Consider the following 18,851-nt stretch of genomic DNA (forward strand, 5'->3'; position numbering starts at 1 on the left):
TGCTGGTCTGCGCGGTCGTGCTGACCAGCGCGGGCGGAATCCTCATCCACACCCGCAGCCTCACCCGGGTCCTCGTCCGGGTCGGCGGCACCGGCGGCTCCTGGCACGGTGCCGCGGGCGTACGGGACCTGCGCAGCGGCGCGAGGGCCCTGGAGCACGCACAGTTCCGGGCGGGCTCCACCACGAAGGTCGTGACGGCGGCCACGGTGCTGCGGCTCGCCGCCGACGGGCGCGTGGACCTGGACGCGCCGGTGCAGCGCTACCTCCCCGCGCTCTTCCGCGGCACCGGCTTCCGGCAGCCCATCTCCGTACGGCAGTTGCTCAACCACACGAGCGGGATACCGGCCGGTGACGGCTGGGGCGACGCGTTCGCGGACCAGTACGCGCACCGCTTCGATGTCATCACGCCCGCGCAGGTCGCCGCTTCGGCGCTCGCCAAGGGCCCCGCGTTCGCGCCGGGCACGCGGCAGCAGTACCTCAACATCAACTACACGCTGCTCGGGCTGCTCGTGGAGAAGGTCACCGGCGACTCCTTCGGGGAGACGGCGGCCCGGCTCGTGCTGCGCCCGGCCGGGATGCGGCACACGTACTTCCCCGGCACCGACCCGCGGATCCACGGCCCGCACCACCGCGGGTACCAGCTCGTGGACGGGGAGTTCGTCGACGTGACGCGGTGGGTCCAGGCCGACCGGTCGGCGGCGGGCGACATGATCTCCACGACCGCCGACCTGGAGCGACTGCTCACCGCCCTCTTCAGGGGCCGACTCGTACCCACCCCACAGCTCGACGAGATGTTCACGGTCCCGGCCGACATCGACGGCGCCACCATGAGCGCCGGCCTCCAGCGGATCGAGATCGGCGGCCACGTGTACTGGGGCAAGTCCGGCGCACGGTACGGCTACAGCACCGGAATCGCCGCCACCCGCGACCTGTCCCGGACGGCCGTCTACTCGGTCAACTCCACGGACGCGAAGGGCGAGGAGATGAACCCCGTCGCCCAGCGCATCAGCATGGCAGCGGTCAGGAACGCGGCCTGACCAGTCGGTGCGCCACCCCGTGCGACACGGCCGTCGCCGCGGCCGCCCAGGCGACCCCGGCGACGACGTCACGGGCCCGGCCCGGCCGCAGCACCCCGGCCCTCTTCAGCCGCCGCCGCGCCCACACCGTGAACGGAACGACGAGCAGCGGCGAGGTCACGACGCCCGGGGTGTAACCACGCACGGCGACGGCCTGCCCGATGTGCAGCAGCCCGTGCGCCCCGAACCCGTTCAACATGGCCTGATACGTGGCACTGCGGCCACCGCTCGCCCACCCGGCGACGGCCCCCGCTCCGACGATCCCCGCCATGACGCCGACGGCCGCGGTGAACTCCCGGCCGTCGGCGCGCTCCATGAGCCGCCACACCCGCTCGGGCACGTCCGGCCACCGCTCGCGCAGCCGCGGCACGTTCTTCCGGATCCAGCGCGCAGTGGTGAGCACCTCTTCGGTGTCGTGCAGCGCCCAGGCGGCGAACAGCCCCAGGGTCACCGCGGCCTCGACGGACGACTGGTCATCGGTCATGGCCGGAGCCTACGGCGGGCTCAACTCGGCTTCCCGGGGGCCGAGTTGTGACACTCGTCGCGCCTCACAACCCCGCGATCTTGTTCCACCGCTTCGAGAACTCGGTCCGCTCCCCCGGCCCGATGTCACGCGCGATCGCGAGCCGCGAGCGCATTTGGTCGTCGGGGAAGATCAGCGGGTCCTCGGCCAGCGCGGCCGTCTCCTTGTCCTTGGAGGAGGCGAGGACGTCGCGCGCCGCGGGCACCGGGCAGACGTAGTTGACCCACGCGGCCAGCTCCGCCGCGACCTCCGGCCGGTAGTAGTAGTCGATCAGGCGCTCGGCGTTGGCCTTGTGGTCGGCGAGGTTGGGGATCATCAGGGACTCGGCCCAGAGCTCGGCGCCCTCCTCGGGCACGACGAACTCGATGTCCGGGTTGTCGGCCTGGAGCTGGATGATGTCGCCGCTGTACGCCTGGCAGGCGAGGACGTCGCCGCTGGACAGGTCCTTGATGTAGTCGTTGCCGGTGAAGCGGCGGATGTGCTTCGACTTCACCAGCTTCTCGACCTGGTCGCAGACCTTGTCGAAGTCGGCGGCCTTCCATTTGGTGATGTCGACGCCGTTGCCCTGCATGAGGAGGGCGAAGGACTCGTCGAGACCGGAGAGGAGGGTGACCCGCCCGGCGAGGTCGGCCGCCCACAGGTCCGAGACGTGCTTGATCTCGCGGCCCAGCTTCCGCTTGTTGTACGCGATGCCGGTGATGCCGGACTGCCACGGCACGGTGTACTTGCGGCCCGGGTCGAAGGCGGGCGAGCGCAGCAGCGGGTCGAGGTACTTGGTGACGTGCGGCTGGCGCGCGCGGTCCATCTCCTGGACCCAGCCGAGGCGCACGAAGCGCGAGCACATCCAGTCGGAGATGACGATGAGGTCGCGGTCGGTCTTCTGGTGGTTCATCAGCGACGGGCTGATCTTGCCGAAGAACTCGTCGTTGTCGTTGATCTCTTCGGTGTACTTGACCTGGATCCCGGTCCGCTTCTCGAACGCGTCGAGGGTGGGCCGCTTCGACGGGTTGTCGTCGTCGACGTCGATGTAGAGCGGCCAGTTGGCCCAGGTGAGCCGCTTCTCGCCGGCGGACAGATCGTGGCCCGCCCGCTCGCCCGGCGAGACGTACGCGGCGGGCACCCCACAGCCCGTGGCGAGGGCGCCGACCGTCGCGGCCGCGGCACCACCGCCCAGGGCGCGCAGCAGGGAACGACGGTTGACCTGGTGGGATATCGGGTTCACTGGCACGAACTCAGCCTCCCGCGAGACGACTTGGCCCCACAATGGACGCTGCGTCGAGCGCCGCGGCCGGGGGCCGACACCTTGTCGATCCGCGCTCACCCGACCGCGTCCGCGACGGCCCGCAGATACCGCCCGGTCACCCACTTCTGCACGCCCCGCGCCACCGGCCCGCCGAGCCGCGCGTACCACCGCCCCGGCCGCGAGAACGCCCGGATCCGGAACCACACGGCCCCGTCCGCCGCCCGCTCGACGAGGAACGCCTCCTCGCCGCACTCCGGATGCCCCGGCAGCGTCCCGTAGGCGAATCCGACGCACGACGGCTCGCGCACGACCCGTACCACCCGGCAGGGAATCCGCAGGAACAGCGCCCGCAGCTGCACGTCCGCGCCCTCCCGGACGTCGCCGCCCGGTGTCACCCGGAGCCCGGCCCCGCGCTGCGCGCCCCACGAGAGGACCGCCGCGCCGGCCCGCTCGAAGCACTCCTGCCCCGAGCCGATCCGGACACGGCGGTCCATGTGGGCGTACCCCGGCGGCAGTTCATCCGCCGCCAGGGTCGCGCCGACCTCGCTGTAGGTGAGGTTCACTCGCGGGCTCACGCGTCCAGCGACGTCATCACGTGCTTGATCCGCGTGTAGTCGTCGAAGCCGTACGCCGACAGGTCCTTGCCGTAGCCCGACTTCTTGAAGCCGCCGTGCGGCATCTCGGCGACGAGCGGGATGTGGGTGTTGATCCACACGCAGCCGAAGTCGAGGACCTTGGACATCCGCATCGCGCGGCCGTGGTCCTTCGTCCAGACCGAGGAGGCGAGCGCGTACTCGACGCCGTTGGCGTACCCGACCGCCTGCTCCTCGTCCGTGAAGGACTGGACGGTGATGACGGGGCCGAAGACCTCGTTCTGGATGATCTCGTCGTCCTGCTTGAGGCCGGAGACGACGGTCGGCGCGTAGAAGTAGCCCTGCTCGCCGACCCGGTGGCCGCCGGCCTCGACCTTGGCGTGCGCCGGGAGCCGCTCGATGAAGCCGGTGACCTGCTTCAGCTGGTTGGCGTTGTTCAGCGGGCCGTAGAGGACGTCCTCGTCGTCGGCCGCGCCGGTCTTCGTCTCGGCGGCGATCTTGGCGAGCGCGGTGACGAACTCGTCGTGCACCGACTCGTGGACGAGGACGCGGGTGGCGGCGGTGCAGTCCTGGCCGGCGTTGAAGTACCCGGCCTCGGCGATGCCCTCGGCGGCCTTCGCGAGGTCGGCGTCCTCGAAGACGACGACCGGGGCCTTGCCGCCCAGCTCCAGGTGGACCCGCTTGAGGTCCTTGGCGGCGGACTCGGCGACCTGCATGCCGGCGCGCACGGAGCCGGTGATGGAGGCCATCGCGGGGGTCTTGTGCTCGACCATCGCGCGGCCGGTGTCGCGGTCGCCGCACACGACGTTGAAGACGCCCTTGGGCACGATCGCGCCGATGATCTCGGCCATCAGGACCGTGGAGGCGGGGGTGGTGTCCGACGGCTTCAGCACCACCGTGTTACCGGCGGCGAGCGCGGGCGCGAACTTCCACACGCCCATCATCATCGGGTAGTTCCACGGCGCGACCTGCGCGCAGACACCGATCGGCTCGCGGCGCACGAAGGAGGTCAGGCCCTCCATGTACTCGCCGCCGGAGCGGCCCTCCAGCATGCGCGCGGCGCCCGCGAAGAAGCGGATCTGGTCGAGCATCATCGGGATCTCTTCGCTGCGGGTCAGACCGAGCGGCTTCCCACAGTTCTCCGACTCGACGGCGATGAGCTCCTCGGCGCGCTCCTCGAACGCGTCCGCGATCTTCAGCAGGTACTTCTGGCGCTCCCCCGGAACCAGGTCGCGCCAGGCCGGGAACGCGGCCTCGGCCGCGGCCATCGCGGCGTCGACGTCGGCCTGCCCGGACAGCGGCGCGGTCGCGTACGCCTCGCCCGTGGCGGGGTTGACCACCTCGGTGGTCCGTCCGTCGACGGCGTCCTGGAACTCACCGCCGATGTAGTTGCGGAGCTTGCGCAGCCGTCCCAGCTCACTGGTGCCCACTACCGGCCCTCCTGACTGTTCGCTGTCCAAAGATTGAGACGCCCACCCTAGACGGAGGACCGACGTTTTCGACACCCCCCACCCCTGTTGAACTACGGAATTAGTGAGGTTGAAGCTCGTAGACAACGAATTTCATCGATCCGGGCTTGCGGAACAGACGAGTCCTCGTGCACAGTGAGGCCGTGGCCAGTCGCAGCGCAGACCCCAAGGGACCCAGTTCGAGGAACGGCAGCAATCCGCCGCTCGACTCCGTCTCCCTCGCCATCATCGAACAGCTTCAAGAAGACGGCAGGCGTCCGTACGCCGCCATCGGCAAGGCCGTCGGCCTCTCCGAGGCGGCCGTGCGCCAGCGCGTCCAGAAGCTGCTCGATCAGGGCGTGATGCAGATCGTCGCCGTCACCGACCCGCTCACCGTGGGCTTCAGACGCCAGGCGATGGTCGGCATCAACGTCGAGGGGGACCTGGATCCCGTGGCGGATGCGCTCACCGACATGCCGGAGTGCGAGTACGTCGTGATGACCGCGGGCTCGTTCGACCTGATGGTGGAGGTCGTCTGCGAGGACGACGACCACCTTCTGGAGGTCATCAACCGACGCATCCGGGCCCTCCCCGGAGTGCGCTCCACCGAGAGCTTCGTTTACCTGAAGCTCAAGAAGCAGACCTATATGTGGGGAACCCGATAGCCGTGAGCAAGGACCTCAGCCGAACCGCGTACGACCACCTGTGGATGCACTTCACCCGCATGTCGTCGTACGAGAACGCGCCCGTTCCCACCATCGTGCGTGGCGAGGGCACCTACATCTACGACGACAAGGGCCAGAAGTACCTGGACGGCCTCTCCGGCCTGTTCGTGGTGCAGGCGGGCCATGGCCGCCGCGAGCTCGCCGAGGTCGCCGCCAAGCAGGCGGCCGAGCTGGCGTTCTTCCCCATCTGGTCGTACGCCCACCCCAAGGCCGTGGAGCTGGCCGAGCGCCTGGCCCACTACGCGCCGGGCGACCTCAACAAGGTCTTCTTCACCACCGGTGGCGGCGAGGCCGTCGAGACCGCGTGGAAGCTGGCGAAGCAGTACCACAAGCTCACCGGCAACCACCAGAAGTACAAGGTCATCTCGCGCGCGGTCGCCTACCACGGCACCCCGCAGGGCGCCCTGTCCATCACCGGTCTGCCCGCCCTCAAGGCCCCCTTCGAGCCGCTCGTCCCGGGCGCGCACAAGGTGCCGAACACGAACATCTACCGCGCCCCGATCCACGGCGACGACCCGGAGGCCTTCGGCCGCTGGGCCGCCGACCAGATCGAGCAGGAGATCCTGTTCGAGGGCCCGGAGACGGTCGCGGCCGTCTTCCTGGAGCCGGTGCAGAACGCCGGTGGCTGCTTCCCGCCGCCGCCCGGCTACTTCCAGCGCGTGCGCGAGATCTGCGACAAGTACGGCGTGCTGCTCGTCTCCGACGAGGTCATCTGCGCCTTCGGCCGCCTCGGCACGATGTTCGCCTGTGACAAGTTCGGCTACGTCCCGGACATCATCACCTGCGCCAAGGGCATGACGTCCGGCTACTCCCCGATCGGTGCGGCGATCGTCTCCGACCGGATCGCCGAGCCGTTCTACAAGGGCGACAACACGTTCCTGCACGGCTACACGTTCGGTGGCCACCCGGTCTCCGCCGCCGTCGGCCTCGCGAACCTGGACATCTTCGAGCGCGAGGGCCTCAACCAGCACGTCCTCGACAACGAGGCGAACTTCCTCAACACGCTGCAGAAGCTGCACGACCTGCCGATCGTCGGCGACGTCCGCGGCAACGGCTTCTTCTACGGCATCGAGCTCGTGAAGGACAAGGCCACCAAGGAGACCTTCACGGACGAGGAGTCGGAGCGCGTGCTCTACGGCTTCGTCTCGAAGAAGCTCTTCGAGTACGGCCTGTACTGCCGCGCCGACGACCGTGGCGACCCGGTCATCCAGCTCTCGCCGCCGCTGATCTCCGACCAGGCGACGTTCGACGAGATCGAAGGGATCATCCGACAGGTCCTCACGGAGGCCTGGGAGAAGATCTGATCAAGACCCGATCCACGGTCTGAGCCAGGGCGTCCACGGAACGCCAACTGGCTTGAGGCACGGCCCGGTTGCACCCATCCGAGTGAGATGGGACGCGACCGGGCCGTGCCCTTCTCCGGCCCGCGCCCCCGCGTCCTTACGGTGCCCAGTGACCGATCGGCCCCGCCTTCGTTCCCCCGATAGGGCCCTTCTGACCCGTCAGGAGGGCCCTGTGGGGGAAGGCAACTGATCAGAACCGAGGTGTACGTCATGGTGGCCCCGCCGGACAACGACGTGCTGTGGGCGCGTGCCCTGCACTACGCACACAGCGGATCGGACAGCGGGTCCCCCGCTCTCACCGGCGTCTCGCTCGGTGTCCGCGAGGGCGAGATCCTCGCCGTCACCGGGCCCCGCGGCAGCGGGAAGACGACACTGCTGCGCTGCCTCTCCGGTCAGCTCCTGCCGAACCAGGGCGAGGTGTGGTTCAACAGCACGCCCGTGCACACGATGGGCCCGCTGGTACGCGAACGGCTGCGCCGCGACCGGTTCGGCTGGATCGACCCCGAGCCGGTCCTCGTACCCGAGCTGAACGTGTGGGAGAACGCGGCCCTCCCCCTGATGCTGCGCGGCACCCCCCGGCGCTCCGCCAAGTCCGCCGCCCACGAGTGGCTCGACCGGCTCGACGTGGGCCGCCTCGCCCGCAAGCGCCCGCACGCCCTGTCCGTCGCCGAGCGCCAGCGCGTCGCCATCGCCCGCGCCCTCGCGCACGCCCCGCACGTGGTGTTCGCCGACGAGCCGACCGCGACCCTGCACCGCGCCGACAGCGCCCACATCCTGCGCACCCTCACCGCCGCGGCCCGCTCGCACGCCATCACGGTCGTCCTCGCCACCCACGACTCCGCGGTGGGCGCGCTCGCCGACCGCACGGAGTCGCTGCTCGACGGGCGCCGCGTGCACACCGTGCCGCTGCCCGAGAAGGCCCCCGAAGGGGAAGGCCGGGCCGCGTGCTCGCTCTCCGTCTAGCGCGCGGCGCGCACCCGCTGGTCCAGCTGCGCAGACTCCTGGTCGCCGCCGCGTCGGCCGGCACCGGCTTTCTGCTCCTGTGCACGCTCGGCCACGCGCTCGGGCACCCCGAGACCGCGGCCAACTCGCTGCTGCGCCTCGCCTGGTGCGCGCTGCCGATCGCCGCGACGGTGTACTTCGCGGTCGCCGTGGCCCGCTCCGACCCCGGCACACAACCGCGCGCGGGCCTGTCCGCCGTGGGCCTCGGCCCGGCCCGCCTCTCCCTGCTCGCCGCGATCTCCACGGCGATCGCCTGCACGCTCGGCTCGATGCTGGCGCTGCTGTTCTTCCTGCATCTGCGGGGCGACCTGACGGGCCTCCCGTTCGACGGCGCGGCCCGTGGGCTGCTCGCCGCCGACCGTCCCCTGCCGCTCGCCGCCACGCTCACCCTGCTGACCTGGGTACCGTTCGCGGCCTCCGCGGCGAGCGCCCTCGCGCTGCGCCCGCGGCTCGCCCGTCCGGCCAAGGACACCGAGGAGCCGCAGGAACCGGCGGCCGCTCCGACCGGGCTGCCGTGGGGCTTCGCGATGCTCGCGGCGGGCCTCGCCGTGGAGACGTACGCGGCGAGCGCCCGCGGCGCCGCGGGCTCCCGGCTGCCGGGCGGTCTCACCGGCAGCCCCACCGGCGTGCTCGCCGGGTGGACGCTGACCGCGCTCGGCCTGGCGCTCGCCGGCCCCGGGCTCACGTATCTGTGCGGGCGCGCGTTGCAGTCCGTACGCCCCTCGGCGGTGCGGCTGCTCGCGGGCCGGGTGCTCCAGGAGGAGGCACGGCGCGTCGGCCGCCCGCTCGGCGTGGTCTGCGCGGTGGCGTCAGGGGCGTACGCGGCGGTCACGGTGTACGGGGAGCGCGCGGGGGCGGCGACCGGCGTCGGGCCGCTGGCGACGCTCGGCGCGGTGCTTGTCGTCGGCTGTGCCGTGGCGACGCTGGTGACCGCGTCCTTCGAGGCCCGCCAGGCTCGGCGGCACACGACGGAGGCGCTGCTGCGGATCGGCGCGCCCGCCACGGCGCTGCGCGGGGCGGTGGCACTCAGGGCCTGTGCGCTGCTGGCCGTTTTCGGGCCGCTGACCTGGCTCGTCGCGGAACTTTCGGCGGCCCCGCTGACGACGCGATGAGTTTTGACGACACTGGCCGTCTACATGTTCGTACGCACCACATCACCTGACATCACCTGACTTCAGCGAGAAGGCGACGGACACATCATGAGCGAGTACCAGCAGATGATCTTCGTGAACCTGGCCGTGAATGACGTGGCTGCGTCCACCAAGTTCTTCACGGAGCTGGGGTACGAGCGCAACGCCCAGTTCTCGGACGACTCCACCAGCTCCATCGTGATCAGCGAGCACATCGTGATCATGCTGCTCGCGAAGGAGAAGTACGCGGGCTTCACCAAGAAGACGATCGTCGACTCGAAGAGCAGCAGCGAGACACTCCTCGCGCTGAGCGCCGAGAGCCGCGGATCAGTCGACGAGCTCGTGGACCGGGCGATCGCCGCGGGCGGCACCGAGACCGGCGAGAAGCAGGACCACGGCTTCATGTACGGGCGGGCCTTCGACGACCTCGACGGACACACCTTCGAGGTCGTGTGGATGGACCCGTCGGTCGTCGAGGGCTGACCAACGGGCGCCCGCCCGCCCGTGCTTAGCATGGGCGGGTGCCGAATCCAGAGCAATCCTTTGAACCGTCCGTGCCCGCCACCACCTCGGACCGCGAGATCGAGACCCTCGCGGAGTTCGACGAGGTGGTGGCCGCGCGCGCCACACTGGCCGGACACCGGGTGCAGGCCGTCGACCTGACCACCCGCACCGAACGCCTGCACCGCGCCGAGGTCGAGGGCGCCATATTCCTCGGCTGCCCCATGGATCCGCAGGCGGCGGCCGACGTCAGGGCGCGCGGCGCACTGGTCTTCCCGCCGGTCCCTGGCCTCCCCTTCGACCCGTACCGCGGCCGCCTCTACGCCCCTGCCGAGCTCTTCGAGGGCCTGTCCTCCGAGGGCGGCTACGCGGCCACTCCCGACGCCCGCGCGTACGAGTGGTTCCAGCGGACCAAGGCCGACGGCGACGTGTTCGCGTCGATGCTGCGCGCCGTGCACGACGACTCCGTGTCCGACGCGCTCGACGAACTCCTCGTCGGGGACCGGGTGGTGGGCGTCATGGGCGGTCACGCGATGGCGCGCGGCACGGAGGCGTACGAGGGCGCGGCGCGGCTCGGCCGGACGCTGGCGCGCGCCGGGTTCTCGGTGGCGACGGGCGGCGGTCCCGGCGCGATGGAGGCCGCGAACCTGGGCGCGTACGCGGCGCCGTTCGCCGGCCCCATGCTCGACGACGCGCTCCAACTCCTCGCCAAGTCACCGTCGTTCACGCCGTCGATCACCGACTGGGCGGACGCGGCCTTCGCCGTGCGGGAGCGCTGGCCGGGCGGCGGCCCTTCCGTGGGCATCCCCACCTGGTTCTACGGGCACGAGCCGCCGAACGCGTTCGCCGAGCACATCGCCAAGTACTTCGCCAACGCCACCCGCGAGGACGGCCTGCTGGCCCGCTCCAACGCGGGTGTGATCTTCCTGCCGGGCGCGGCGGGCACGGTCCAGGAGATCTTCGACAACGCGACGCCCAACTACTACGAGTCGCGCGGCGAGCCGACCCCGATGGTCCTCGTCGACCGCGCGCACTGGACCGAACGCCTCCCCACCTGGCCGCTGCTCCAGGCGCTCGCCCGGGAGCGGTCCATGGAGGACCGGATCGCACTGGTGGACACGGTCGAGGAGGCGGGCAGGGCGATCGAGCGACTCGGCTAGCACGTTGGGTCAAGCGGGAGTCAAGAGTCGCCGGTGAGGCGCTTCGTGTATTGACCGTGCGTCACCGTCACCGATAAACCAGCGGTGACCGTGGGGGTGTTGAGCTTCGAGGTGCGTTCGCGCCGCGCCACACCCCTCCTCTTCCCCGTACATGTGAAGGACAGCTGTGTCCGTAGCCCCCCGCATATCTCAGCGCATCTCCTCCAGAGCGGCCCGCTTCGCCGGCGTGGCCGCCGCCGCGACGGCCCTGACGCTCGGCGTCGCAGGCTCCGCATCGGCGTGCAACATCGGCGAGTTCACCGCCAAGGCCGGCTGTGACGGCCAGCAGGGTGTCATCTCCGTCACCGACGTGGACGCCTCCGGCACCCCAGCGACCGTCACGGTCTTCCGTACGTCCGGCGGCTCCGAGGAGCAGGTCGGCTCGCAGGTCGTGAAGGGCTCCAAGGAGGGCGCCACGATCACCTTCAAGGAGGACTGGAAGCCGGGCGCGACCTACCGCGTCCACGTGAAGACCGACCGTTTCAACGTCGACGACGACATCAAGGACGGCGTCACCGCCCCTGCCACGGCGTGCGCGACGGAGAAGCCGTCGACGCCTGCGACGTCCGCGGCGCCCAGCACCTCGGCCCCGGCCGCGAAGCCGACGCCCTCCAAGAGCGCGCCCGCGGCGGCCCCGGCACCGAGCAGCTCCGCCTCCCCGGCCGGCGGTTCGGACCTCGCCGAGACCGGGTCGAGCAGCAACACCCCGGTGATCGCCGGCATCGCGGCCCTCCTGGTCGTCGCGGGCGGCGGCGTGGTCTTCGCGCTCCGCCGCAAGGGATCGACGCAGAAGTAGGCCTGGCGCGGGCGTCGTTCGGCGGCTCAGCCGGTCACCCGAGCGACGCCCGCTCCCAGCACCACGATGTCCGCCGCGTCGAAGGCGACCCCGACCTCGTCCCCCGGCTCCGGCGCCTCGCGCAGCGCGCAGGCCGCTTCCAGGCGGGGCGCGTCCCCCGGCTGAAGGTGCAGGGCGACGTGCGTACCGCGGAAGGTGCGCGCGGTGACGGCACAGGTCAACTGGGCTTCGGCGGCAGGGACGAGGCGTACGCCCGCGGGCCGGACGAGGAGTCGGCAGACCCCCTGCTCCGAGCCGTCCGGCACCGGAACCTTGCCCCAAGGCGTGTCCGCGACCGCCCCGGTGACCGTCGCCTCCACCACGTTGTCGAAGCCGAGGAAGCGGGCCACGAACTCGTCCGCCGGGTTCTGCCACACCTCAAGAGGCGTACCGGTCTGGGCGATCCGCCCGTCCCGCATCACCACGACCCGGTCGGCGAGCGCGAAGGCCTCGCCCTGGTCGTGCGTGACGGCGAGCACGGTCGTCCCCAACTCGCCGAAGAGTTCCCGCAGTTCGACGACGAGCCGCTCACGCAGCGTTCGGTCGAGCTGCCCGAGCGGCTCGTCCAGCATCAGCAGCCGCGGGCTCGGAGCGAGCGCCCGCGCGAGCGCGACCCGCTGCTGCTCCCCTCCGGACAGCGCACCGACCGGCCGCCGCTCGGCGCCGGGCAGCCCGACGAGCCCCAGCAACTCCCGTACATGCTCGGCCTGTTCGTGCTTGCCCGCCCCGTGCATACGCAGCCCGAAGGCGACGTTCTGCCCCACGTCACGCTGCGGGAACAGCTGGTGGTCCTGGAACATCAGGCCGACGCCCCGCTTGTGCGCGGGCACTCCCGCCTGGTCGGCGCCGCCGAGCAACACCCGCCCGCCGTCCAGGGGTTGCAGCCCCGCGACGGCCCGCAGCAGCGTCGACTTGCCGCTGCCGCTCGGCCCGAGCACGCACACGATCTCGTGCTCGGCGACCTCCAGGTCCACGTCGTCGAGCACGGCGTGCCCACCGAACCGTACGGTCGCGTCGTCCAACTCCAGCAGCGACATCAGAACTCCCCGGTCGAGGCCTTGGCGGGCCGAATCCGTTCAAGGACGAGCAACGAGGCCGCGCAGACGACCATCAGCACGGTCGAGAGCGCCATCGCCTGCCCGTAGTTGAGGTCACCGGCCCGCCCGAGCAGGCGGGCCACGGCGACCGGCAGCGTCGGATTGTCGGGCCGCGCGATGAACACGGTCGCCCCGAACTCACCGAGCGACACGGCGAACGCGAACCCGGCCGCGACCAGCAGTGCCCGCCGCACCATCGGCAGGTCGACCTCCCGCCAGGCCCGCAGCGGCGAGGCGCCGAGCACGGCTGCGGCCTCCCGGAGCCGCCCGTCGACGGCCCGCAGCACCGGCAGCATCGTCCGCACCACGAACGGCACCCCGACCAACGCCTGTGCGAGCGGCACCAAGATCCACGTGGAGCGCAGGTCGAGCGGCGGCTCGTCGAGCGTGATCAGAAACCCGAACCCGACGGTCACCGCCGACACCCCCAGCGGCAGCATCAACAACGCGTCGAACCCGCGCACGAGCCGCCCGGCCCTCCGCGTAAGGGCGGCAGCGGCAAGCCCACCGATCACCACGGCGATGGCCGTGGCGGCGAGCGCGTACTCCAGCGAATTCCAGATCGCGTCGATCGGCGGCACGAGGAAGGTCCCGCCGTCGGCGTCCATGAGCGCCCGGTAGTACCCGAACCCGTATCCGCCCGGAGCATCGAGCGACCGCTCCACAAGCACACCCAGCGGCAGCACGATCAGCAGGGCGACGGACACCAACACACCAGCGAGGAGCGCCCATTGCCCGGCCCCGCGCGGCCTGCGCGCCGTGTGCGCCGCGTCGACGAGCCGCAGCGCGCTCTCCCGCCGCCGCACGGTCCACGCGTGCACACCGAGGATCAGGCCGACGGCAAGGAACTGCACGATGGTCAGCACAGCAGCGGTGGACAGATCAAAGATCTGCGCGGTCTGCCGATAGATCTCGACCTCAAGGGTCGAGAACCCGGGCCCGCCCAGAATCTGCACCACGCCGAAGGACGTGAACGTGAACAGGAACACCATCAACGACGCAGCGGCCACAGCGGGCCCGAGCGCCGGCAGCGTCACCCTCCGCCACGCCGCGAACCGCGAGGCGCCGAGCATCCGCGCGGCCTCCTCCTGCCGAGGATCGAGCTGCGCCCACAACCCACCAACGGTCCGTACGACAACGGCGTAGTTGAAGAAGACATGCGCGAGCAGAATCGCCCACACCGTCGTGTCGAGCCGGACGCCCCACACCTCGTCGAGCAGCCCGCCGTTCCCGACGAGCGCGAGGAAGGCGGTGCCCACGACGACGGTCGGCAGCACGAACGGCACGGTGACGACGGCCCGCAGCACCTGCTTGCCGGGAAACTCGAACCGGGCGAAGACATACGCCCCCGGCAGCGCGATCAGCAGCGTCAGCGCGGTCGACGCGAGCGCCTGCCACACCGTGAACCACAGGACGTGCCGGATGTCGGACTGCCCGAGCACGTCCAGGATCCGGCCGAGCTGCCAGCCGCCGTCGACGTGCAGGCCGCGCTCGACGATCGCGACGACCGGGTAGGCGAAGAACAGCCCGAAGAACACGACGGGCAGGGCCATGAGCCCGAGCCGCGCCGCGTTCCCGGTCCTCCTCTTGACGACTACTTCAGTACGAGCGACGTCCACGACTTCACCCAGTCGTCCCGGTTGTCCGCGATCTTGCGCGGGCTCATGGTCCCGGGATCGTCGATCTTCACCGCGTACTTGGTGTAGTCGGCGGGCGCGGTGACGTTCTCCGTCACGGGGTCGACGAACATGTTGAGCGGCATGTCCTCCTGGAACTTCTTGGAGACCAAGAAGTCGAGCAGCACCTTGCCGCCCTTCTCGTTCTTCGCCCCGTCGAGCAGCCCCGCGAACTCGACCTGCTGGAAGCACGTCCCCTTCGCGACCCCGACCGGCGAGGTCTTCGGCTGCGGATCGGCGAACACGGCCTCGGCGGGCGGCGAGGACGCGTACGACACGACGAGCGGCCGGTCCCCGCCGGCCTTCTTCCCGCCGGCGCTCCCGCTGAACTCCTCGTTGTACGCCTGGTCCCAGCCGTCGACGACCTTGAGCCCGTTGGCCTTCAGCTTCTTCCAGTACGGCTGCCAGCCGTCGTCGCCGTACTTCGCGGCGGACCCGAGCAGAAAGCCGAGACCGGGCGATGACGTGGACGCGTTCTCCGTGACCAGCAGGTTCTTGTAGGCCGGCTTGGTGAGATCGGCGAAGGACGACGGCGGCGCGAGGTCGTGCTTCTTGAAGTACGCCTTGTCGTAGTTGACGCAGAGCGACCCGGTGTCGACGGGGGTGACGCGGTCCTTCCCCTTGTCGAGCCGGTACTCGCTCCTCACCTCGTCAAGCCCCTTGGCCCGGTACGAGGAGAAGATCCCGTTGTCGAGCGCCCGCGAGAGCAGGGTGTTGTCGACGCCGAAGAAGACGTCGCCCTGCGGATTGTCCTTGGACAGGATCGCCTTGTTGACGGCCTCGCCGGCGTCCCCGTCCTTGAGGACCCTGACCTTGTAACCGGAGCTCTTCTCGAAGTCCTTCAGTACGCCCTTCGAGACGGCCCACGAATCGTGACTCACGAGGGTCACGGTCCTGGAGTCCCCGCCCGCTGCACCGGAGCCACCACCGGACGACCCGCACGCGGACAACGTGACGAGCCCGAGCCCCACGACCACGGCGACGTACGCGGTGGTGGCCGACTTCTTCTTGCTCACTACTTCATTCCTCCTGGAGATGACCAGGAGAAGACGCGGCCCTGCCCGGAACCTTCCGGCCAAATCGGCCAAGGCTCCGGGCAGGGCACAACAGCTTGAGTGGTGTCCGAACTTCCTACCCGGAATGACCCGGGCAAGGTCCAGAGGGTCTGCGGCCTGTCGACGCGATGCCTGCCGTCGGTTGCCGCACTCTCAGCGCTGTGGCGCTCCCCTGTCGGAAATGCAGATGTAGTTGTCGTACTTACCCGGCCAGGCTACCGCTCGGTGGCCGCCAGCTGTCCACAGGCTCCGTCGATCTCCTGGCCACGGGTGTCCCGGATGGTCACCGGGACGCCGTGCGCGGCGATGGCGTCGACGAAGGCCTTCTCGTCCTCGGGCCGCGAGGCGGTCCACTTGGAACCGGGCGTCGGGTTGAGAGGAATCAGATTCACATGCACCGGCTTGCCCTTGAGCATCCGCCCGAGCCTGTCACCACGCCACGCCTGGTCATTGATGTCCCGGATGAGCGCGTACTCGATCGACAGCCGGCGCCCGGACTTCGCCGAGTACTCGAACCCGGCGTCGAGCACCTCGCGCACGTTCCACCGCGTATTGACGGGTACGAGGGTGTCGCGCAGCTCGTCGTCGGGGGCGTGCAGCGAGATCGCGAGCCGGCACTTGAGGCCCTCGTCGGTGAACCGGTTGATGGCGGGCACGAGCCCGACCGTCGACACGGTGATGCCGCGCTGGCTGAGCCCGAGCCCGTCCGGCTCCGGGTCGGTGAGCGCGCGAATGGCCTGGATGACCCGCTTGTAGTTGGCGAGCGGCTCGCCCATGCCCATGAACACGATGTTGCTGAGCCGCGCGGGCCCCCCGGGAATCTCCCCGTCCCTGAGCGCGCGCATCCCGTCAACGATCTGATGCACGATCTCAGCGGTCGACAGGTTCCGGTCGAGCCCGGCCTGCCCGGTGGCGCAGAACGGGCAGTTCATCCCGCACCCGGCCTGCGACGAGATGCACATCGTCACGCGGTCCGGATACCGCATCAGCACGGACTCGACGAGCGTCCCGTCGAACAGCTTCCACAGCGTCTTGCGCGTGGTGTCCTGGTCGGTCGACAGATGCCGCACGACGGTCATCAGCTCCGGCAGCAACGCGTCCCGCAGCTTCTCGCGCGACCCGGCGGGGATGTCGGTCCACTCCGCGGGATCGTGCGCGTACCGCGCGAAGTAGTGCTGCGAGAGCTGCTTGGCGCGAAACGGCTTCTCACCGACCGCGGCAACGGCTTCCTTCCGCTCAGCAGGCGAAAGATCAGCAAGGTGCCGCGGCGGCTTCTTGGCCCCGCGGGGGGCGACGAACGTCAGTTCTCCGGGCTTAGGCATAGCTCATCCAGTGTCGCAGATCTACGAGGGTGCCCCGCGCCCCCGCGATCTCAGGGGCCAGCCGGGGTGCGGATGGCCGCGATGTCGAACTGGAGGCGGACCTTTTCGCTGACCATGTTGCCGCCCTGGGCGAGGCGGGCCTGGTACGTGAGGCCCCAGTCGGTGCGGTTGATGGTGGTGGTGCCGTCGAAGCCGACGCGTTCGTCGCCGAAGGCGTCCGTGACGAAGCCGATGTAGGTGAGTTCGAGGACGACGGGGCGGGCGACGCCCTTGATCGTGAGGTCTCCGTGCATCCGGTAGAGGTCGTCGCCCGCCAGTTCCACGGAGGTGCTCTTGAAGGTCATCCGCGGGTACTGGGAGGCGTTCAGGAAGTCACGGCCGACTACGTGGGCGTCCCGCTGCTCGACTCCGGTGTCGACGCTCGCCGTGGCGAGGACGAGCTCGGCGGAAGAGCGGGACGGGTCGTCGCCGTCGAAATAGAGGCGGCTCTGGTACTCCGCGAAGGCGCCGCGCACCGTCGTCACCATGGCGTGCCGAACGGAGAACCCGATCCTGCTGTGCGCGGGGTCGACCATCCATGTGCCCGTGAGCGCCGCCATGGAGGGATCGTGGCCGGCCGGGTCGGGCAGTACCGCGGTGCCGGTGGCCCCTGGAGCAGCGGATCCCTCTGCACGCCGGGATGTGAAGCTGCGACCGAAGATGTTCATGAGGCACGTTGTTACTTCAGCGTAAAGAACGCACGCAAGCCCCCCTCAACGAACCCGACCACCTTCGCGAACAGGTCTTCACAAGTCCCGCCGGGGAAAATACGGAGAGCCCCCGTCCGGTTACGGACAGGGGCTCTCACGTGGGTGTTCCTCGTGTTCCTCAGGAACCGACGAACAGCACCAGAAGCAGCCATACGACCGGGGCCGTCGGCAGCAGGGAGTCCAGCCGGTCCATGATTCCGCCGTGGCCCGGCAGCAGCGTCCCCATGTCCTTGATCCCGAGGTCCCGCTTGATCATGGACTCGCCGAGGTCTCCGAGGGTCGCGCTAGCCGCGACGAGGGCGCCCATGACGAGGCCCTGCCACCACGTGCCGTCGTCCACCAGGAACTGCATGCACAGCACGCCGGCCACCATGGCGAACGACACGGCACCCAGCAGGCCCTCGCGGGTCTTGCCGGGACTGATCCGCGGCGCGAGCTTGTGCTTGCCGAAACGCCAGCCGACCGCGTACGCCCCGGTGTCGCTGACGACCGTCAGGATCAGGAACGTGAGCACGCGCCACGCCCCGTCGTCCGCGGTGAGCATCATCGCCACGAAGGTCGCGAGGAACGGCACGTAGAAGGCCGCGAAGACCCCCGCCGTGACGTCCTTCAGATACCCCTCGGGCGGCTCCGTCATCCGCCACACGAGGACCGCGAGCGCGGTCAGCGCCATCGCCACCCAGGCGCCCTCCGCGCCCCGTACGTAGCCGGCCACCACCATGGCCGCGCCGCCGACCGCGAGCGGCACGAGCGGCGCCCTGATGCCCTTGCGCTCCTCGAGCCGCGAGGTCAGCTCCCACAGGCCGACGACGACGGCGACCGCTATCACGCCGACGAACACGGCCTTGACGATGAAGAGCGAAGCGACGATCACCGCGCCGAGCCCGACACCGACGCCTATGGCCGCCCCGAGGTCCCGGCCCGCGCTCTTCTTCTTGGGCGGTTCGGGCTGCGAGGAGCCCGCAGGCTCCGCGGGCCGCGCAGACTGTTCGGCCGACTCCGGCCGGTGCGGCGCCTCGTCGCGGAACAGAGGACCACTCAGCCGAGCGGCCCCCCGGTCGTCCTGGTCGTCGCCCCTTCCGTCACCAGAAGGCGTATCAGGCATATCGGGCACGATGGGCATGGGCCGAGTCTCATCGACCGTGTGCCGTTCGTACGCGGGACCCGCCGGAGCGCGCCCGTGGTCGTACGACGGTCCTTGGCCGTACGACGGCACCTGCCCGTACGCGGGCCCCTGACCAGGGGCGGACCCTTGGCCGTCGGTCGGGCCCCACTGTCCGGGCCCGGTCGGCGCACCCCAGGAAGAGTCGTTCACGGATTCCTCGAACCTCGAT

The 18,851-nt window shown here is 70.3% G+C and carries 18 protein-coding genes; 8 read left to right on the forward strand and 10 right to left on the reverse strand.

Annotated features, from left to right (window positions below):
- On the forward strand, positions 1–1,037 hold a 1,037-nt coding region (locus OKJ99_RS08740), incomplete at its 5' end, for a serine hydrolase domain-containing protein (RefSeq protein WP_326015284.1).
- Here the strand turns inward: OKJ99_RS08740 and OKJ99_RS08745 are convergent.
- From OKJ99_RS08745 to OKJ99_RS08760, 4 genes are all read right to left on the reverse strand, one after another.
- Positions 1,021–1,560: an HXXEE domain-containing protein gene (locus OKJ99_RS08745; protein ID WP_326015285.1), complete on the reverse strand. Its 540-nt coding sequence runs from the start codon at positions 1,558–1,560 to the stop codon at positions 1,021–1,023. The genes OKJ99_RS08740 and OKJ99_RS08745 overlap by 17 nt on opposite strands.
- 64 nt (positions 1,561–1,624) lie before the next feature.
- Positions 1,625–2,827: a polyamine ABC transporter substrate-binding protein gene (locus tag OKJ99_RS08750; RefSeq protein WP_326015286.1), complete on the reverse strand. Its 1,203-nt coding sequence runs from the start codon at positions 2,825–2,827 to the stop codon at positions 1,625–1,627.
- 89 nt (positions 2,828–2,916) lie between these two features.
- Entirely contained in the window at positions 2,917–3,417 is a 501-nt protein-coding gene (locus tag OKJ99_RS08755; RefSeq protein ID WP_326015287.1) for a DUF1990 family protein, read from the reverse strand.
- Positions 3,414–4,865, reverse strand: a complete 1,452-nt coding sequence (locus OKJ99_RS08760; protein WP_326015288.1) for a gamma-aminobutyraldehyde dehydrogenase — start codon at positions 4,863–4,865, stop codon at positions 3,414–3,416. The genes OKJ99_RS08755 and OKJ99_RS08760 overlap by 4 nt, the downstream gene beginning before the upstream one ends.
- A gap of 167 nt (positions 4,866–5,032) precedes the next feature.
- On the opposite strand from OKJ99_RS08760, the gene OKJ99_RS08765 reads away from it, so the two are divergent.
- The 7 genes from OKJ99_RS08765 (at position 5,033) to OKJ99_RS08795 (ending at position 11,579) form a co-directional block, all read left to right on the forward strand.
- Positions 5,033–5,548, forward strand: coding sequence for an Lrp/AsnC family transcriptional regulator (locus OKJ99_RS08765; RefSeq protein WP_326015401.1), 516 nt, complete (start codon positions 5,033–5,035; stop codon positions 5,546–5,548).
- Positions 5,533–6,912 carry an aspartate aminotransferase family protein gene (locus OKJ99_RS08770; RefSeq protein WP_326015289.1) on the forward strand — a complete coding sequence of 460 codons (1,380 nt, stop codon included), beginning with the start codon at positions 5,533–5,535 and terminating at the stop codon, positions 6,910–6,912. Before OKJ99_RS08765 ends, OKJ99_RS08770 begins: the two co-directional genes overlap by 16 nt.
- Positions 6,913–7,161: 249 nt before the next feature.
- Positions 7,162–7,914, forward strand: a complete 753-nt coding sequence (locus tag OKJ99_RS08775; RefSeq protein ID WP_326015290.1) for an ABC transporter ATP-binding protein — start codon at positions 7,162–7,164, stop codon at positions 7,912–7,914.
- Positions 7,896–9,065, forward strand: coding sequence for a hypothetical protein (locus OKJ99_RS08780; protein ID WP_326015291.1), 1,170 nt, complete (start codon positions 7,896–7,898; stop codon positions 9,063–9,065). Before OKJ99_RS08775 ends, OKJ99_RS08780 begins: the two co-directional genes overlap by 19 nt.
- Before the next feature lie 87 nt (positions 9,066–9,152).
- Complete coding sequence (locus tag OKJ99_RS08785; protein WP_326015292.1) at positions 9,153–9,566, forward strand: VOC family protein; 414 nt, start codon at positions 9,153–9,155, stop codon at positions 9,564–9,566.
- 71 nt (positions 9,567–9,637) lie between these two features.
- On the forward strand, positions 9,638–10,744 hold the full coding sequence (locus tag OKJ99_RS08790; protein ID WP_326015293.1) for an LOG family protein: 1,107 nt from the start codon (positions 9,638–9,640) through the stop codon (positions 10,742–10,744).
- A gap of 166 nt (positions 10,745–10,910) precedes the next feature.
- Positions 10,911–11,579, forward strand: coding sequence for an LAETG motif-containing sortase-dependent surface protein (locus tag OKJ99_RS08795; protein WP_326015294.1), 669 nt, complete (start codon positions 10,911–10,913; stop codon positions 11,577–11,579).
- 26 nt (positions 11,580–11,605) lie between these two features.
- Here OKJ99_RS08795 and OKJ99_RS08800 read toward each other — a convergent pair whose 3' ends face one another.
- The 6 genes from OKJ99_RS08800 to OKJ99_RS08825 all read right to left on the reverse strand — a co-directional run bounded on the left by OKJ99_RS08800 (position 11,606) and on the right by OKJ99_RS08825 (position 18,832).
- On the reverse strand, positions 11,606–12,655 hold the full coding sequence (locus tag OKJ99_RS08800; protein ID WP_326015295.1) for an ABC transporter ATP-binding protein: 1,050 nt from the start codon (positions 12,653–12,655) through the stop codon (positions 11,606–11,608).
- Positions 12,655–14,334: an ABC transporter permease gene (locus OKJ99_RS08805; protein WP_407700662.1), complete on the reverse strand. Its 1,680-nt coding sequence runs from the start codon at positions 14,332–14,334 to the stop codon at positions 12,655–12,657. Before OKJ99_RS08805 ends, OKJ99_RS08800 begins: the two co-directional genes overlap by 1 nt.
- Complete coding sequence (locus OKJ99_RS08810; protein WP_326015296.1) at positions 14,310–15,407, reverse strand: thiamine ABC transporter substrate-binding protein; 1,098 nt, start codon at positions 15,405–15,407, stop codon at positions 14,310–14,312. The genes OKJ99_RS08805 and OKJ99_RS08810 overlap by 25 nt, the downstream gene beginning before the upstream one ends.
- A 254-nt stretch (positions 15,408–15,661) precedes the next feature.
- Entirely contained in the window at positions 15,662–16,768 is a 1,107-nt protein-coding gene (rlmN, locus tag OKJ99_RS08815) for a 23S rRNA (adenine(2503)-C(2))-methyltransferase RlmN (protein ID WP_326015297.1), read from the reverse strand.
- 50 nt (positions 16,769–16,818) lie between these two features.
- Positions 16,819–17,475 carry a YceI family protein gene (locus OKJ99_RS08820; protein WP_326015298.1) on the reverse strand — a complete coding sequence of 219 codons (657 nt, stop codon included), beginning with the start codon at positions 17,473–17,475 and terminating at the stop codon, positions 16,819–16,821.
- 160 nt (positions 17,476–17,635) lie between these two features.
- Entirely contained in the window at positions 17,636–18,832 is a 1,197-nt protein-coding gene (locus OKJ99_RS08825; RefSeq protein WP_326015299.1) for a phosphatidate cytidylyltransferase, read from the reverse strand.
- Between the last annotated feature and the right edge of the window lie 19 nt (positions 18,833–18,851).

It is taken from the genome of Streptomyces endophyticus (genome assembly GCF_035798155.1).
Lineage (GTDB): Bacteria > Actinomycetota > Actinomycetes > Streptomycetales > Streptomycetaceae > Streptomyces > Streptomyces endophyticus.

Excerpts from the sequence above, each read along its gene's own strand:
- OKJ99_RS08745 (WP_326015285.1), bottom strand. The coding sequence starts at position 1,560 with ATGACCGATGACCAGTCGTCCGTCGAGGCCGCGGTGACCCTGGGGCTG.
- OKJ99_RS08775 (WP_326015290.1), top strand. The coding sequence starts at position 7,162 with ATGGTGGCCCCGCCGGACAACGACGTGCTGTGGGCGCGTGCCCTGCAC.
- OKJ99_RS08785 (WP_326015292.1), top strand. The coding sequence starts at position 9,153 with ATGAGCGAGTACCAGCAGATGATCTTCGTGAACCTGGCCGTGAATGAC.
- OKJ99_RS08800 (WP_326015295.1), bottom strand. The coding sequence starts at position 12,655 with ATGTCGCTGCTGGAGTTGGACGACGCGACCGTACGGTTCGGTGGGCAC.
- rlmN (WP_326015297.1), bottom strand. The coding sequence starts at position 16,768 with ATGCCTAAGCCCGGAGAACTGACGTTCGTCGCCCCCCGCGGGGCCAAG.
- OKJ99_RS08820 (WP_326015298.1), bottom strand. The coding sequence starts at position 17,475 with ATGAACATCTTCGGTCGCAGCTTCACATCCCGGCGTGCAGAGGGATCC.